Consider the following 15,159-nt stretch of genomic DNA (forward strand, 5'->3'; position numbering starts at 1 on the left):
CGCTGCGGGTTCTCACTTCTAAAGCGGCTTCATAACAGGCGATCGCCCGCTCGATGTTCTCGGCACGCTCTCCCCGCAGGCGATTCCTGTAAGCAAGTCCCAAGTTATTTTGGGTCATTGCCCAATTTTCAGCATAGGCGCTGCGGGTTCTCACTTCTAAAGCGGCTTCATAACAGGCGATCGCCCGCTCTAGGTTCTCCGCACGCTCTCCCCGCAGGCGATCGCTGTAAGCATTTCCCAAGTTATTTTGGGTCATTGCCCATTTTTCAGCATAGGCGCTGGGGGTATACACTTCTAAAGCCGCTTGATAACAGGCGATCGCCCGCTCCAGGTTCTCCGCACGCTCTCCCCGCAGGCGATCACTGTAAGCAGTTCCCAAGTTATTTTGGGTCATTGCCCAATCTTCAGCATAGGCGCTGGGGGTATACACTTCTAAAGCCGCTTGATAACAGGCGATCGCCCGCTCCAGGTTCTCCGCAGGCTCTCCCCGCAGGCGATCGCAGTAGTCAGTTCCTAAACTATTTTGTACTCTTGCCCAATCCTCTGGAGCATCTTCGCGAGTAAAGACGAGTAAGTTTATCTCTAGACAAGCGATGGCAATTTCGATAGTGTTGGCTCTGCTGCCATACCGAAAGCTAGAGACGATCAGATTAAAGTTATAGAGAACATTGGCAATAAATTCCCGATCTGAGAAAGTTGCGGTTTCTAGTCTTTCTGTATGCCAAGCTTTCAAGATCTGGGCCAAGTTTAAGTCTAATTTCTCTAAGTTCTGTTGCAAGAGGGGATGAACGACTGCTGCATCTCCGTTGCTCTCTGCTGTGGCTTGCAATACTTCCATCAGAAAACTTAAATACTCTTGCTCGGTCACGTTTGCTCCTCCTTCTCCCCCCTCCAGGTCTAATGAACAATTAACAATTGGGGGCGATAGCTTGAGTGTAGCGTAATTTGCCCTCTCCCTAAATCCCTCTCCCACGGGAGAGGGACTTATTGGGTCTTAGAAACCGGGTTTCTCGCGCCTCTTTTCGTTGGTGTCGGCAAGTTGGTCAGAAACCCGGTTTCTTTTGCCTCAGCAATTGGTGCGTTACGCTGTCGCTAACGCACCCTACTGGCTTTTCGTTGGTGTCCGCAAGTTGGTCAGAAACCCAGTTTCTTGTTGGGAGCGATCGCAAGGAGAGAGTAAGATGGGAGGCGATCGCGTTTATGACACTTATCTGGGAATTGGCGATCGCACGTCTTAACTCACCGGAGTCGTTTGGTCTTTTTGCAAAAGAAAATCAAGGTATTCTTCTAGTTGTTGTTGTCGCTGTTCTGACAGATTGCGAAATTTACTTAAAATCGCTTCTTCTCTCAAATAGTCACTCAAGAGTATAATCTGTGAAGCCCTCACTTCAATGGTGATTTCCGGAACATCAAACCCTTCTAAACTATACCCATCTTCTTGGGACTCTGGCATGGGATAATATTCAACAATGGTGGCAGTATCGCCTTGTTTTAGCTGATATTGGGGCAAGTCTTCAGTGAGGGCAACTTGGGAAAATAAAGGATGTTGAGTTTTCATTAATTTTCTCCTTTGTCGGGGACTAGGGTTACAAATCGGGTTCCATTATTATTGGTCATCCATATGGTTAAGGTTTTGAGTTCAATGCCATTCTGACCTCGCAATGTTGCCCGAATGATATATTTTTGACCATAGGGAGTAGTTTCGATGGGTTCAGCAGGTTGAGTGAGGACTTGGGTTCTTAAATCTTGTTCGAGTTGTTGCCAGTTCTCTAATGTATATCCTGCCTGGGCTAGGAATTTAGATTTATCATCTTTAGGAAGTTGGACGAGTAAATATTGGGTGAGTTTTGATGGGTTAATAATAGAGTCTTCTGGTAAGAAAACCATATTTTATTCTCGTTGGTTTTGATTATCATGCATTACCAGGCTTGTAGACGCAAGGATTCAGGGGTTATCTCATTATTTTCCCACAGGCCAGCCAGTTCAAAAAAGGCTTGCTCTTTGTCTGAGCTAGGATCGGGGCTGGTGTTTTCGGGGGGTTGGTGCGATCGCCTTTCCAAGCGTTCAATGAATTCAATCACTTGATGCTGTTGTTCGGGGGGAAATGCTCGGATTTTGGCGATCGCCATTTCTAGGGTAAGCATAATTCAGAGCCTGTGCGGGGATTCTCCATCATGTCTAGGATAATCTAAGGATGGGCAGCATTCAAGAGGATGGGGGGATAGGGGGATGGGGGAATGGGGGGAGCGATCGCTAGTTTAGTGCAAGATCCTTCTGCCTAGCAGAAACCCGGTTTATTTCGTTCCTCCAGAGACCTAACCTAACCCACAACCTGTATATTTCCGTAGATTAGGGGGTTGGAGTCCCAAAACAATATCCTCCTTAATCACGCCTTTGTCTAACAACTCATCGGTTAAAGAACAGTCGGTTTGATTGCGCTGAATCCAGATTTTCCCGGCGCGAATTTCTAAGTGAATCAGACAATTATAGATTCTCCGTTGCCCATTCCAACCAAAATCAACCAACAGATAGCGATCGTATTTCAGATCGAATACTGTTGTCGATTCAATAACTCCACCTAAGATATTATCGCCGACATATTCCGTCAATAAATCCTGAACAATTTGACGATATTTCTCTAGTTTATCCATTGTATAATTATCTCCTCTTCTGGTTCATAGACAATTAACTTTAGATCGTATCTTTGAATAGATAATTTCGGCAAATCTCGCCAGAAAAATGAATCATAAGCTACCGAAGGAATGGCTAAATAAAGTGTTCGTTCTGGTTCAACCTCCTCTAATACTAATGGATCGTGAGTAATCTCCCATTCCTGCTTTTCCAATCCTCGCCTAACCGCATAGTGAAATTTATCCCGTGCCATTTAATCTTCTCTGCTCCAGGATTCAATCACTTGATGCTGTTGTTCGGGGGGAAATGCTCGGATTTTGGCGATCGCCATTTCTAGGGTAAGCATCATCAGAGCCTGTGCGGGTATTCTCCATCATGTCTAGGATAATCTAAGGATGGGCAGCATTCAAGAGGACAAGATAGGCCAGACACCCGGCTTTGGAGTGCTGGAAATCAGAAGCAGTATTCGGGGCTATGATGGAGTAAGTACCATAGTCCAATAGGAGTGGGTGGTGAAGTTCCTAAATCGCTATTTACTCTCTACTGCTATGGGTCAGGCTTTTGGCTGGAACTGTTCTGGCATGTGAATTATGTCCTTTGTTTCTGTCTCTTTTCAACTGCCGAGTCTAGATAGTGTTCTGGATCGCTATCCGATGGTCATTGCACCGGATCTAACTGTGGAGGAGGCGATCGCCGGTTGGGATCGCCAAGGGCCCCATCCTTATTTGCTGGTGAGCCACAAGCAAGGGGTTTTAGGGGTGATTACGGCATCGGATTGCGATCGCCTACAAAGCGATCTTCAGCAATGGGGAACTGTACCGGTTGAGCGGGTGATGACTCCCCAGAAGGTCAGTTTAACTTGGGAACCGGATTTAGATCTGTTGGTCGTGGCGAAGGTGATGGTGGAGCAACAGCTTCAGTATTTGCCAATTCTCGATCGCAAACAGAATATTATGGGCGTAGTTTGTGCCCATCAACTGCAACAAAGTTTACAAAGTCTCGATGCGATCGCCGTTTACTCTAGTTTAGCGCAGCTTCAAGAGACAAAGAAAAACCCTGATGATGGCTACAATATTGACTTTCAGACCCTTCTCAATCGCACCGTTCAGGAAATTCATCAGGGTTTAAGGTGCGATCGGGTATTAATTTATCGCTTTGAACCCGATGGTGGTGGCACGGTGATTGCCGAAGCGGTGCATCCCTCCTACCGCTCCTTATGCGGTAAAAAGATTACCGATCCTCATTTTGGTGAAGATCTGTTTAAGGCCTATCAACATGGACGCACTCAAGTCACTGCTGATATTGAGTCGGGAGAGCTGACTCCTTGTCATGTGGACTTATTACGCAAAATTCAGGTGAGAGCGAACTTGGTGGTTCCCATTGTCCAAGAGGATCATTTATGGGGACTGCTGACAGCACAACAGGCGATCGCGGCTCGAAATTGGTCTAGAGCAGATGAAGCATTGCTCAAACAAGAAGCGGAAGAATTGGCGATCGCCTTAAAACAAAATTTACCCTTTCAAGATCTCTCCACCCAACGCAGAGAACAGCAATGGATTCAGTATGCTTTAGAACAAGAAAGAAATTTTACCCAAGCCATTCTGAATGCAGTTGATGCCTTAGTGGTGGTGGTGAATCGTCAGGGTGAAATCATTAACTTTAATCGAGCTTGTCAAAACCTCAGTGCTGTGGGAGAAAAACAGGCTCAAGGTCAGCGATTTTGGGAATTTATGATTCCGATCGCCCAGCAAGCTCAGATTAAACGAGTGATGCAACAAGCACTCCGAGGCGAATCAACCGAGCCTTCTCGATGCCATTGGGCAATCCCAAACCGTGGAAAATACCAGATTGAATGGTCGAACCAAGTGTTTCGCGATCGGGGAATGATTACCCATGTGATTATTACCGGTATTAATTTAAGCCAACGACAGGAAGCTCAAATTCAGCTTCAATGGCGCGATCGCCAGCAAAAAACCTTAACGGATCTCAGCCAATATGCGATCGCCACCCCAGATCTCCAGGAACTCATGAACAAAATTGTAGACGAGATCGCGAAAACTCTGCGGGTAGACTATGTAGAGCTGCTGGAACTCTTGCCCAATCAAGCCGCTTTTCAAATTAAAGCCGCTTACGGGTTTAACTCCATTCATCATCGCCATCTTCAGCATTCCCTGCACCAGATTACCCTCAGTGCCACCCAAAATACCCAACCGGGTTATACCTTATGGTGTGGTCGAACGGTCGTCGTTGATGACCTACGGTTAGAAACTCGGTTTCGCGGCTCAGTATTGCATAATCAAGGGCGCGTCGTCAGTGGCATAACTACGATTATTCCTGGTTTAGGACAACCCTTTGGGGTTCTGGGGGTGCATACCAGAGAGCATCGTCATTTTAGCCCCGATGAAGTGCAATTTTTAGAGGCGATCGCCCATTTATTAGCCTCTGTTCTCGACCGACACCGACTCACCGAAGAATTAAACCAGTTTTTTAACCTCTCCCTCGATCTCTTTTGTATTATCGGGTTTGACGGTTCTTTTAAGCGCATCAATCCCCGTTTTCAAGCCCTATTGGGGTATAGTCCAAAATACTTACAATCGAGTAACTTATTCGATTTTGTCCATCCCCATGACTTAGCCGCTACCCAAGCTCAAGTGCAAGAATTGGCTTCTAGTGTTCCCACAGTCAACTTTGAACATCGGTATCGCACTCAAGATGGTTCGTATCGATGGATTGCCTGGACTGCTATGCCTGCCGATGAACCCTATTTTTACGCCGTCGGTCGAGATATTACAGAGCGGCGAGAGATAGAAACCGCCTTGAAAAAAAGTCAACAACGGTACTTAACTTTAGCCAGTGCCTCTCCCGTGGGTATCTTTCAGACCGATAGTCAAGGTCGATGTTTATATGTTAATCAGCGCTGGTGCGAGATGACTGGTCTATTACCCCAAGATGCGATCGTGGAAGGTTGGTCTCAAACCCTCCATCCACAAGATTCAGAGCGGGTGATGCAGGAATGGCATGAAGCCGTCCAGGAGCATCGTCCCTTTTCTGCTGAGTATCGCTTTCAACATGCTGATGGAACAGTGGTTTGGGTGGTAGGTCAGACGGTTGCCGATGTGGATGAGGAGGGCAACATTATGGGTTATGTGGGCAGTATTACGGATATTAGCGATCGCAAGCAAGCGGAAGAAGCCCTTAAATATCTCAATCAAACCCTAGAAGATCAAGTCGCTCAACGCACGGCAGACTTAGAAGCCGCCAATCAAGCCCTCCGGTATGCCGAAGAACGATTTAGAATTGCCCTCAAAAATTCCCCCATTATTGTTTTTAACCAAGACTTAGAATTACGATATACCTGGATTTATAACCCCGCTCTCGGTTATCAAGCCGAAGCCGTAATCGGTAAATCCGATACTGATTTATTTTCTCCAGAAGATGCTCAAACATTAGACGACATTAAAAAACAAGTTTTAGAGGAACAGATCAGCCGCAGAGAAGAAGTTATCATCACCGATCGCGGGGAATTGAAGTGCTACGATGTCACCGTTGATCCCTTATTAAATTTAGATCAGGAAGTCATTGGAGTCACTTGTGCTGCCTTAGATATTACCCATCGCAAAAAAGCTGAGTTAGCTCTGCAAGAAAGCGAGCGATTTATTCAGAGAATTGCTGATGCGAGTCCGAACATTTTATATATTTATGATATAGAAAAGCAACAAAATATTTATGCCAACAAAAATATTGCTTTAGTCTTAGGGTATAGTCCCTCTGAGATTCAGAATATGGGGAATACCCTATTTGAGCAACTCATGCATCCAGAAGATCGACCCAAAGTTGCCCAGTTTCATCAAAGCTTGACTGATGCTAGTGATACAGAAATTCGGGAAATCGAATACCGAATGCGCGATCGCCAAGATCAATGGCATTGGTTCGTCAGTCGAGATATCATTTTTACTCGCAACCCCCAGGGAAAACCCATACAAATTTTAGGTGCAGCTTCCGATATTACCCAACGCAAACAAGTCGAAGAACAACTACGCTTGAGCGAACGAGCCATTTCTGCCAGTAGCAATGGGATCGTCATTGTCGATGCCAAACAGCCCGATTTTCCCGTCATTTCCGTCAATCCTGCCTTTGAGCGAGTTACGGGATATTCTCCACAAGATATTATTGGTAAGAATTGTCGGATTCTGCAAGGTCAAGATCGCCATCAAGATGAACTTAAAATTATTCGTAATGCCTTAAAAAATCAAGAAAGTTGTACAGTTGTTTTGCGAAACTATCGTAAAGATGGAACCTTATTTTGGAACCGAGTCACCCTTTCTCCCATTCATGACGATCGGGGGATTTTAACCCACTATCTAGGCATTCAAAATAACATTACTGAAATCAAAGTAGCAGAAGAACGCTTACTTGAAAAAGTCAAGCGTGAAGAACTATTTAGCATGATTACTCAACGTATTCGTGAATCCTTAGATCTGCAAGAAATCCTCAGAACTACAGTCCAAGAAGTTAAACAACTTTTACTCTCAGATCGTGTATTAGTCTATAGAGTCTTACCCAATGATACAGGACAAGTCATTGCTGAAGCCGTTAATCCTGGTTGGACTCGTACCTTAGATCAAAAATTCCCAGAAGAAATCTTTCCGACAGAATGCTATGATGAATATATTGCTGGCAAAATCTATGCCATATCTAATGTCGATCGAGCGGATATTCGTCCTTGCTTGGTTGAATTTTTACAGCAATTTGAAGTCAAAAGTAAAATCGTAGTTCCCATTGTTCAAAATCAATTACTTTGGGGATTATTAATTGTCCATCAATGCCATCAGCCTAGAGATTGGAAAAGCGAAGAAATTGAGTTGTTAAAACAAATTGCTTCTCAATTAGCGATCGCCATTCAACAATCAGAATATTATCAGCAACTGCAAAGAGAACTGAAAGAGAGAATTGTGGCCGAAAGAGCCTTGTTAATGAGTCAACAAAGAATTCAATATTTACTCTCTTCTAGTCCTGGAATATTATACAGTTTTCGCGCCCATAATACATTTGAACTCACTTTTGTTAGTGACAATGCTTATGATTTAATTGGTTATGAATTACTGGAAATGTTTGAGGATAATTTTTGGTGGAATCATGTCCATCCGGAGGATAAAGTCAAAATTTCTAAGTTCGGATTACAAACTTTATTTGAACAGGGTTCTTATAGTCATGAATATCGTTTTTTACATAAAAATGGTAGCTATATCTGGATTTACGATCAACTCAATTTAGTCCGGGATGAACAAGGAAATCCTCTAGAAATTATTGGCTATTGGATTGATATTACAGATCGCAAACGAATCGAAGAAAAACTACAAGAAACGACCTCTAGATTAATTAGCTTGATTTCCAATTTACAATTGGGAGTTTTAGTTAAAGATGAACACAATAGAGTCGCTTTGGTCAATCAATCGTTTTGCGAAATTTTTAAGATCAGAAATTGTTCTAACCGTTTAATTGGTAAAGAATGGGGAAATATTGGGGATGAATTTTCAGCCTTATTTGATAATCCGATAAAAATCAGTCAGCAACATCAAGAAATTTTAGCAAATAAGAAAATTGTCACCAACCAAGAAATTGAGTTAGCAGATGGTCGTATACTAGAGCAAAGTTATGTGCCAATCTTTATTGATTCAATCGATCGCGGTCATCTCTGGATGTATCGAGATATTAGCGATCGCAAACAAGCGGAAAGTCGGTTGGTAACTTCTTTACAAGAAAAAGAAATTTTGTTGAAAGAAATTCATCATCGGGTCAAAAATAATTTATTAGTTGTTTCTAATTTATTAGAATTTCAAGCGGATTATGTCAGCGATGCTAGTTTGATTAAGGTTTTAGAAGATAGTCGTAATCGTATTTATTCGATGGCTCTGATCCATGAAAAGCTCTATCGCTCTATGACCTTAGATACGATTAATTTTGGTGAATATTTAGAGGATTTGGTTCAAAACTTGTTTGAATCCTATAATCTAGAAGAGAACCGAGTAACTTTTGATTTAGATATTGAACCGGTTCTGTTAAATATAGAAACGGCTCATCCCTGTGGCTTAATTGTCAATGAGTTATTATCTAATACCTTAAAACATGCGTTTCCTGAAGGGAGACAAGGAAATGTGAAAATTATCATGCATCAGCAAGATGACGATCAAATTATGGTCAAAGTAGCGGATAATGGAGTTGGATTCCCAGAAAATTTAGATTTTCGCCAGGTTGATTCTTTGGGCATGGAATTAGTTTGTACCCTAACGGAACAATTAGAAGGTGAGATTACATTGTTGAGAGATCATGGCACAACGTTTGAATTACGATTTTCAGAGTTAAAGTATCGTCAGAGGGTATAACTTATGTCTGCTGTCAAAATTTTAATTGTTGAGGATGAGTTGCTGATTGCCAAAGGATTAGCCCGTAAATTAGAAAAATTAGCCTATGAAGTGGTGGGAATTGTTTCTTCTGGACAAGCAGCTCTTGACCGAATTGAAGAGGTTGACCCGGATCTGATTTTAATGGATATTGTAATTAAAGGGGATATGGATGGCATTGAAACGACAGAAAAAATTAGAGAAAGATATAATATTCCTGTTATTTATGTAACGGCTTATGCGGACGATCAGACTTTAGCAAGAGCGGAAGAAACGGGGTCTTATGGCTATTTACTGAAGCCGTTTAAGGAACGGGAAGTTCATGCGACGATTAAGATGGCTTTAAAAAAACATCAGGAAAATTTGAATATAGAATCTTCTTTAGCTCAGGCAGAATATAGAAGTCAGGAAAAAACGGAATATATCTCTCTGGCTTCCCATGATTTAAGAACGCCTTTGACGGCAATTCAAATGTCGGCGGGCATGTTACAACGTTATGGTAATAAGCTAACGGAAGATAAGAAAGAGAAGCATTTGAAACGGATTCAAACCGCAGCGCAACATATGCAGCAGTTGCTTGAGGATATTCTGACTTTAAGTCGGACTGAATCGGGAAAATTAGAGTTTCATCCGGAACCGATGAATGTGATCGAGTTTTGTGAGGAGGTGATTGATGAAGTGAAATCGATTGCCTCTTCTCAACATCACTTAGAGCTGACTGTTTATGGAGAAAACCGGATTATTAATCTGGATTCCTTGGTTTTGCGTCATATTCTCTCGAATTTACTCTCGAATGCGATTAAGTATTCTCCAGAGGGGGGAATGGTGAATCTTGATGTTACCCAAAGCGATGCTGACGTTAAGTTTGCGGTTCGCGATCGCGGAATTGGACTACCTCTAGAGTATCAAAACAAACTCTTTCAACGGTTTGAACGAGCGGATAATGTGGGCAAAATTCCCGGAACGGGTTTAGGACTCTCGATTGTGAAGCGTTTAATCGATCTCCATGGTGGAGAAATTAAAGTGGAAAGTGAACAAGGGAAGGGTAGTATTTTTACAGTTACCTTTCCCTGTATTTTCTGAGACGATTGGGCTTTGAATGGGCTATTTAGGAGCAATAGCGCTCATCAACTCTGCGGCTATGGGTATGCAAAGAAGGTTTGTCTGGATAGCGCGGATCTAAGGTCACAAACGACTCTAACTGCTTGCAAACTTTTTGAGGACTTCCCAGGCGATCGTATCCCCAGCTATAAACAACAGTATGTTCGCTAGGGGGTTGGGCTTGGACAGGACTAGAGACTAGAGCTGTCCAGAGCATGAGGGTAAACGCTCCCAGGAATAAAATCACGAACTTCAACATCGGCCGATCCTCATGATTGGGTACAGTATGGTATTCCTTTGATCATAGAAGTTTTAACCCGGCTTTGAAATGGGTTAAATCACACAAGTTTGAATCTTAAAATGCATCTTGAAGATAGTCTACGATCGCCAACTGAAAATTAGGGTAGATTACCGGTGGTGCGATCGCCCTCTCCACCCTCTCCCCCAAAGAGCCACAATACACAAGCGCCACATCAAAACGACATCCCCACTCAGAAAACTCCCCAGACTCAGCCAGGAATAATGCCGCCGCAGAGCGCAATTTCTCCTGTTTCCGAGAAGAGATTGCCAGTAACCCATTGCCATCCCAATTGCCAGCACTGCGGGTTTTCACCTCCACAAATACCAACTCTTGTCCCCATTGGGCAATAATATCCAACTCGCCCCAACGACAGTGCCAGCGACGGTGCAAAATCTTTGCCCCTTGCTCGTGCAACCATTGGGCAACGACTTCTTCCCCTTGCATTCCCAGATTAATCGCCACCTCTTTTCAGTCTCCACCTTCCCATAGGATGATGGTATCGCTGTTGAACACCTAAAACTACCATCATCATGACCCTCAAAAAAATCCCTACTTATCTGATTTTATGCTTGAGTGTATGCCTAATCCTCGGTCTGAGCCTTACCGGAAGCATCGGCAACCTATCCCCCGCTTTTGCCCAAAACTATGAAAAAGTAGACCTTAAAAGGGCTGATTTTTCCGGCAAAGACCTTAAAGAAGCCCAATTCGATCAGGCTGATCTTACCGAGAGTAGCTTTGTGGGGGCAGACTTGCGGGGAGCAAGTTTATTTGGAGCCAAACTGATTAGAGCTGATTTAGAAGGAGCCGATCTCAGATATGCCACCATTGGAGAAGCTAATTTTAGGAAGGCGAACTTAAAAAATGTTCTCTTTGAAGGGGCCTTTGCCCAACTGGCCAGTTTTAGAGATGCTAATATCGAGGGAGCAGACTTTACGGATGTGATTCTCCGAGATGATGCTCAGGAATATCTATGTGCGATCGCCACAGGAACCAACCCCATCACCGGAGAAAACACCCGCGATACCCTTTACTGTGACTAAAACCATATATTCATCTCCCTGCCCTATCTGGGCAGGCTAACCCTTTTCAGTATTTGGGTTCAACTTTCGCAAAATCCCTGCTTCCTAAGTTCGGTTCACCTCCAATGGCTTTTGAGAACCGTCGTTTACAGTAAAAACAGGTCAACAGAAAGAGTCCTCTCATTCAATCTAAAACCATGAATCATAACCTACCCTCCCAACATGCCCATTTCTTCGAGCAACTCGCTAACGACAACAATGCCCTAGGTCAATATCTGTATTCTCTAGATTCTGAAGCCATTAATCATCTCTCGCAACCGTCTAAAGATGCCCTGAGCGTCATGGAACACAATATTGTCGGACTGCTCGGACACTTGCCTCCCGATCATTTCGGGGTGAGCATCACCACCAGTCGCGAACAGTTGGGGCGTTTGTTGGCTTCGGCAATGATGACGGGTTACTTTCTGCATAAAGCAGAAACCCGCATGGGGTTAGAAGATCATCTGGCTAACTTGGATGATGAAGAGTCCTAGAATGTCCTCAAGGAGAACTATTTATGCCTTCCCCCTTCCCAGGGATGAACCCTTATCTGGAACATCCCGAACTTTGGCCGGGAGTCCATCACTACCTGATTGCTGAACTGGCTCGGTTTCTGTCCCCCCAACTTCGTCCTAAATACAGAGTTGCGGTTGAGGTGCGGATGGTGGAAACAATGGGGGGACAAGGTTTACTCGTTGGTGTACCGGATTTAGCGGTTCAACGTTCACAGGAAAGGGTAGAACTCTCAAGGATGAGTGTTGCGGTTGCCCCATCTCCACCTCAACCGCAAGTGGTTAATGTGCCTGTACCGGAAATCCGCAAGCAAGGGTATTTAGAGGTTCGAGAGATCGCTACAAAGGAAGTGGTAACGGCAATTGAAATCCTCTCTCCAGCCAATAAGCGCTCTGGGAAAGGGCGCAACCAATACGAGAGTAAGCGCAATACAGTTTTCAGCAGTTCTACGCATTTAGTGGAGATTGATTTATTGCGTAAGGGAGAACCGATGCTGGTTTATCATAGCAAGCATTCTACGGATTATCGCATTTTGGTCAGTCGAGGCGATCGCCGCCCTCAAGCGGATTGGTATGGATTTAATTTACGCGATCGCATCCCTTCTTTTCCATTACCCCTAAAGTCTGGCGATACGGAACCCTTAATCGATTTACAGACATTGTTAGATAATATCTACGATACAGGAAGTTATGATCTAGTCCTAGATTATGCACAAGATCCTGTACCGCCATTGTCGGAGAGCGATCGAGTTTGGCTCGATAGTGCGTTAAGGGAGCAAAATCTTAGAGCATAATCTGATAGCCAATATCTTGTAAGAGCGCTAAATCGAGAAGAGTGGGCATTTGTCGCACACCGGAAGGAATCATCGGATCGAGTAAGGAATCGCCAGGGATGCCATTGGGTAAAAAGTGGTCTTGAATATGGGACAAATCCTCAGCCAAGGGAACGCCTAAACCTTCGGTAATCACTAGGGCATTGGGCCCCATGAAGGTTTGACCAGATATCCATTGGTTAAAGGCTTGGGTATTGCCAATACCGAGAATATGTCCCAGTTCGTGGGTAGCAACGGTCATTAAATCGACTTGTCCTGGGGGAATATCGTTATGGGTTTGGGGGGTGGGATCGATAAACCAATTGGTGGTTGAATTAAAGCTGATGTGACCTGTCCAAGGTTCAAAGTTGCTGCTGTTAAACCGAATATCCAGGTTACTATCGGCAGTCCAAGCAGCACTAGGCCCGGCTTGGGCGATCGTATCAGAAGATAGGGGCGCTGTACCAACAAAGACGAGGATATCATCAATGGGGCGATCGAGGCTGAAGGATAGAGTGCCTCCGGTGCTGGGATTTTTGATGTAAATGGGGGTTCCGGGGTCAAGATTGGTGAATTCATCGAGAATATGGCGCTCCCAGAAGGAGGCGGCGGTTTCTAGGATTTGGCGACGGTTGGGGTCGTTGAAAAAGCCACTGCGATCGAATCGGTAGTCAAATTCGATGTTAAAGGAGCTGGGGGTTTGGGGAGCGGCTAGGAGTAGGGGAGAATCGGATTGGGCGGTTTGGGTGAGGGTGGAGGGGAGAGGATCGCTAATGAAGTCTTCGCTGGTGAGTTGGTTGGGATGAATGCCGGGTAAAATGGCGAGGGTTTGGCCGGTGAGCATGTCTAGAATGAGGGTTGTACCGGTTAGGTTATCGGTTCCGAAGGCAATGCTGAGGCGATCGTAGGTTAATCCGCCGGTGAGGTAAATCCGATCTTGGGTGTCTTCAAAGTCGAGTATCCAATCCGCTTGGCTAGGATGTTCGGGTGAGGGCTGGCTGAAGATAAAAAAGTCTTGACCTGCACCACCAATGAGGAGGTCTGAACCGAGGTCTCCAGAGAGGCGATCGCCCCCTCGATCTCCATAGAGTGTATCATTTCCTTGACCTCCATGGAGCAGATCGGAGTCTTGGCCACCATAGATCAGATCGTTACCCATATTACCATTGATCTGATCTGATCCGTGGTTTCCAGCGATCCAATCCTCTCCAGCATCAGCCAGGATGCGATCGGGGTTTGAAGTGCCCATGAGGGTGTCAGTATTGGGGGTTCCAGCAATACTCGATCCGGGAGTCAATGGAGACTCTAATGTAGGGTTATGAATTAACATAGAGTTCAAAATTTTTATTTAATCCTTAGTATAGATTTCATAAAGTCTTCCTGGGAATCCGCAAAACCTCATAAATAGTATCCGTATTAAAAATTTTATAGGGGCTGTCTTCAGGGGAGTGGGAACTCAGCGATCGCCGGAAGATACGGATTTTATGCTGAAGAGAAAACAATGTGCTAGGCTATGGGGAAATCTTTTTGCAATTATTATATCCATGAGCAAGGTTCTGGTGTTAAATGCCTCTTACGAACCGCTCAATATCGCTACCTGGCGACGGGCGGTTATTTTGTTGCTCAAGGGAAAAGCCGAACAAGTAGAACACAATGGTAAGTTGTTGTGTCCTGGTTTTCCCTTACCAACCGTAATTCGACTTCGGCACTATATCCAAGTTCCCTATAAGGAAATTCCTTTAACCAGAAGAAATATACTATACCGTGACTCCCATTCTTGTCAATACTGTGGCCATAAGGGAGAAGGTTTAACCCTCGATCATGTAATTCCGCGATCGCGTGGGGGAGGAGATACTTGGGAAAATCTAGTAACAGCTTGTGTTCGCTGTAATGTCAGAAAAGGCAACCGGACTCCGGAAGAAGCCTTTATGAGTTTATCCCATTCACCGCGAAAGCCATACAGCAGTCTCTATTTCGAGCTGCAAAAGCATGTAACGAGTGGTACACATCAAGAATGGAAAAAATATGTGATTGGCATTTAAACCCCTGACTTCATCTTCAGGGGTTTTTTCAACCCTGGGTTATCTTCCGAGTAGGGGCGATCGGCTGTTCGCCCCTAAAGATGCGGTGCAAGGGAAAATTAGGACAGCATTTTTATATCATGTCAAGTCCGGTTTCCGCAAGCGGACATGAAAATTTGTTAAGAAGCGGGCAAGATGCCCGCACTCCTCGAATTCTTTGATATGACTGGAGTGGGAGCGTCTCGCTCCCTGGATTTTTAATTAGGGTATTTCCGCTTCGCGGACATGAATAAGCGAACTTGATATCATGTCCGCTAAATGA

General features: G+C 44.5%; 16 protein-coding genes. 7 read left to right on the forward strand and 9 right to left on the reverse strand.

The genetic code is table 11. The annotated features are described in order from the left end of the window. Positions 1-868: tetratricopeptide repeat protein (locus PMG71_RS14495; protein WP_283754414.1), on the reverse strand; the 868-nt coding region annotated here is incomplete at its 3' end. A gap of 193 nt (positions 869-1,061) precedes the next feature. Between PMG71_RS14495 and PMG71_RS14500 the strand changes: the two genes are divergently transcribed. After that, the gene (locus PMG71_RS14500) at positions 1,062-1,238 is read left to right on the forward strand and encodes a hypothetical protein (RefSeq protein ID WP_283754415.1); all 177 of its coding nucleotides are present in this window, start codon (positions 1,062-1,064) and stop codon (positions 1,236-1,238) included. Here the strand turns inward: PMG71_RS14500 and PMG71_RS14505 are convergent. The 5 genes from PMG71_RS14505 to PMG71_RS14525 form a co-directional block, all read right to left on the reverse strand. Next, positions 1,235-1,558 (reverse strand): DUF4926 domain-containing protein, encoded by a 324-nt coding sequence (locus tag PMG71_RS14505; protein WP_283754416.1) that lies wholly within the window; start codon positions 1,556-1,558, stop codon positions 1,235-1,237. The two genes, PMG71_RS14500 and PMG71_RS14505, sit on opposite strands and share 4 nt — an antisense overlap. After that, positions 1,558-1,887 (reverse strand): DUF6883 domain-containing protein, encoded by a 330-nt coding sequence (locus tag PMG71_RS14510; protein ID WP_283754417.1) that lies wholly within the window; start codon positions 1,885-1,887, stop codon positions 1,558-1,560. The genes PMG71_RS14505 and PMG71_RS14510 overlap by 1 nt, the downstream gene beginning before the upstream one ends. Positions 1,888-1,919: 32 nt before the next feature. Beyond that, positions 1,920-2,144 (reverse strand): hypothetical protein, encoded by a 225-nt coding sequence (locus PMG71_RS14515; RefSeq protein ID WP_283754418.1) that lies wholly within the window; start codon positions 2,142-2,144, stop codon positions 1,920-1,922. Between the two features lie 171 nt (positions 2,145-2,315). After that, positions 2,316-2,651 (reverse strand): XisI protein, encoded by a 336-nt coding sequence (locus PMG71_RS14520; protein ID WP_283754419.1) that lies wholly within the window; start codon positions 2,649-2,651, stop codon positions 2,316-2,318. After that, complete coding sequence (locus PMG71_RS14525; protein WP_283754420.1) at positions 2,639-2,884, reverse strand: element excision factor XisH family protein; 246 nt, start codon at positions 2,882-2,884, stop codon at positions 2,639-2,641. The genes PMG71_RS14520 and PMG71_RS14525 overlap by 13 nt, the downstream gene beginning before the upstream one ends. A 337-nt stretch (positions 2,885-3,221) precedes the next feature. On the opposite strand from PMG71_RS14525, the gene PMG71_RS14530 reads away from it, so the two are divergent. Both PMG71_RS14530 and PMG71_RS14535 read left to right on the forward strand, forming a co-directional pair. After that, entirely contained in the window at positions 3,222-9,014 is a 5,793-nt protein-coding gene (locus PMG71_RS14530) for a PAS domain S-box protein (RefSeq protein WP_283754421.1), read from the forward strand. Between the two features lie 3 nt (positions 9,015-9,017). Next, a complete protein-coding gene (locus PMG71_RS14535; protein ID WP_283754422.1) occupies positions 9,018-10,115 on the forward strand; it encodes a hybrid sensor histidine kinase/response regulator in 1,098 nt (365 codons plus the stop codon). A 25-nt stretch (positions 10,116-10,140) separates the two neighbouring features. Here PMG71_RS14535 and PMG71_RS14540 read toward each other — a convergent pair whose 3' ends face one another. Beyond that, a complete protein-coding gene (locus PMG71_RS14540) occupies positions 10,141-10,392 on the reverse strand; it encodes a hypothetical protein (protein ID WP_283754423.1) in 252 nt (83 codons plus the stop codon). Between the two features lie 96 nt (positions 10,393-10,488). Then, positions 10,489-10,896, reverse strand: a complete 408-nt coding sequence (locus tag PMG71_RS14545; protein WP_283754424.1) for a YraN family protein — start codon at positions 10,894-10,896, stop codon at positions 10,489-10,491. Positions 10,897-10,964: 68 nt separating this feature from the next. On the opposite strand from PMG71_RS14545, the gene PMG71_RS14550 reads away from it, so the two are divergent. From PMG71_RS14550 to PMG71_RS14560, 3 genes are all read left to right on the forward strand, one after another. Continuing rightward, on the forward strand, positions 10,965-11,474 hold the full coding sequence (locus PMG71_RS14550; RefSeq protein ID WP_283754425.1) for a pentapeptide repeat-containing protein: 510 nt from the start codon (positions 10,965-10,967) through the stop codon (positions 11,472-11,474). Positions 11,475-11,650: 176 nt separating this feature from the next. Beyond that, on the forward strand, positions 11,651-11,986 hold the full coding sequence (locus tag PMG71_RS14555) for a DUF760 domain-containing protein (RefSeq protein WP_283754426.1): 336 nt from the start codon (positions 11,651-11,653) through the stop codon (positions 11,984-11,986). 23 nt (positions 11,987-12,009) lie between these two features. Then, the gene (locus tag PMG71_RS14560; RefSeq protein WP_283754427.1) at positions 12,010-12,798 is read left to right on the forward strand and encodes a DUF4058 family protein; all 789 of its coding nucleotides are present in this window, start codon (positions 12,010-12,012) and stop codon (positions 12,796-12,798) included. Here the strand turns inward: PMG71_RS14560 and PMG71_RS14565 are convergent. Beyond that, complete coding sequence (locus PMG71_RS14565) at positions 12,788-14,146, reverse strand: M10 family metallopeptidase C-terminal domain-containing protein (protein ID WP_283754428.1); 1,359 nt, start codon at positions 14,144-14,146, stop codon at positions 12,788-12,790. The two genes, PMG71_RS14560 and PMG71_RS14565, sit on opposite strands and share 11 nt — an antisense overlap. A 214-nt stretch (positions 14,147-14,360) precedes the next feature. Here PMG71_RS14565 and PMG71_RS14570 point away from each other — a divergent pair, with 214 nt between their 5' ends. Beyond that, positions 14,361-14,858 (forward strand): HNH endonuclease, encoded by a 498-nt coding sequence (locus tag PMG71_RS14570; protein WP_283754429.1) that lies wholly within the window; start codon positions 14,361-14,363, stop codon positions 14,856-14,858. Positions 14,859-15,159: the final 301 nt, after the last annotated feature.

Source organism: Roseofilum acuticapitatum BLCC-M154 (assembly GCF_030068475.1).
Taxonomy (GTDB): Bacteria; Cyanobacteriota; Cyanobacteriia; order Cyanobacteriales; family Desertifilaceae; genus Roseofilum; species Roseofilum acuticapitatum.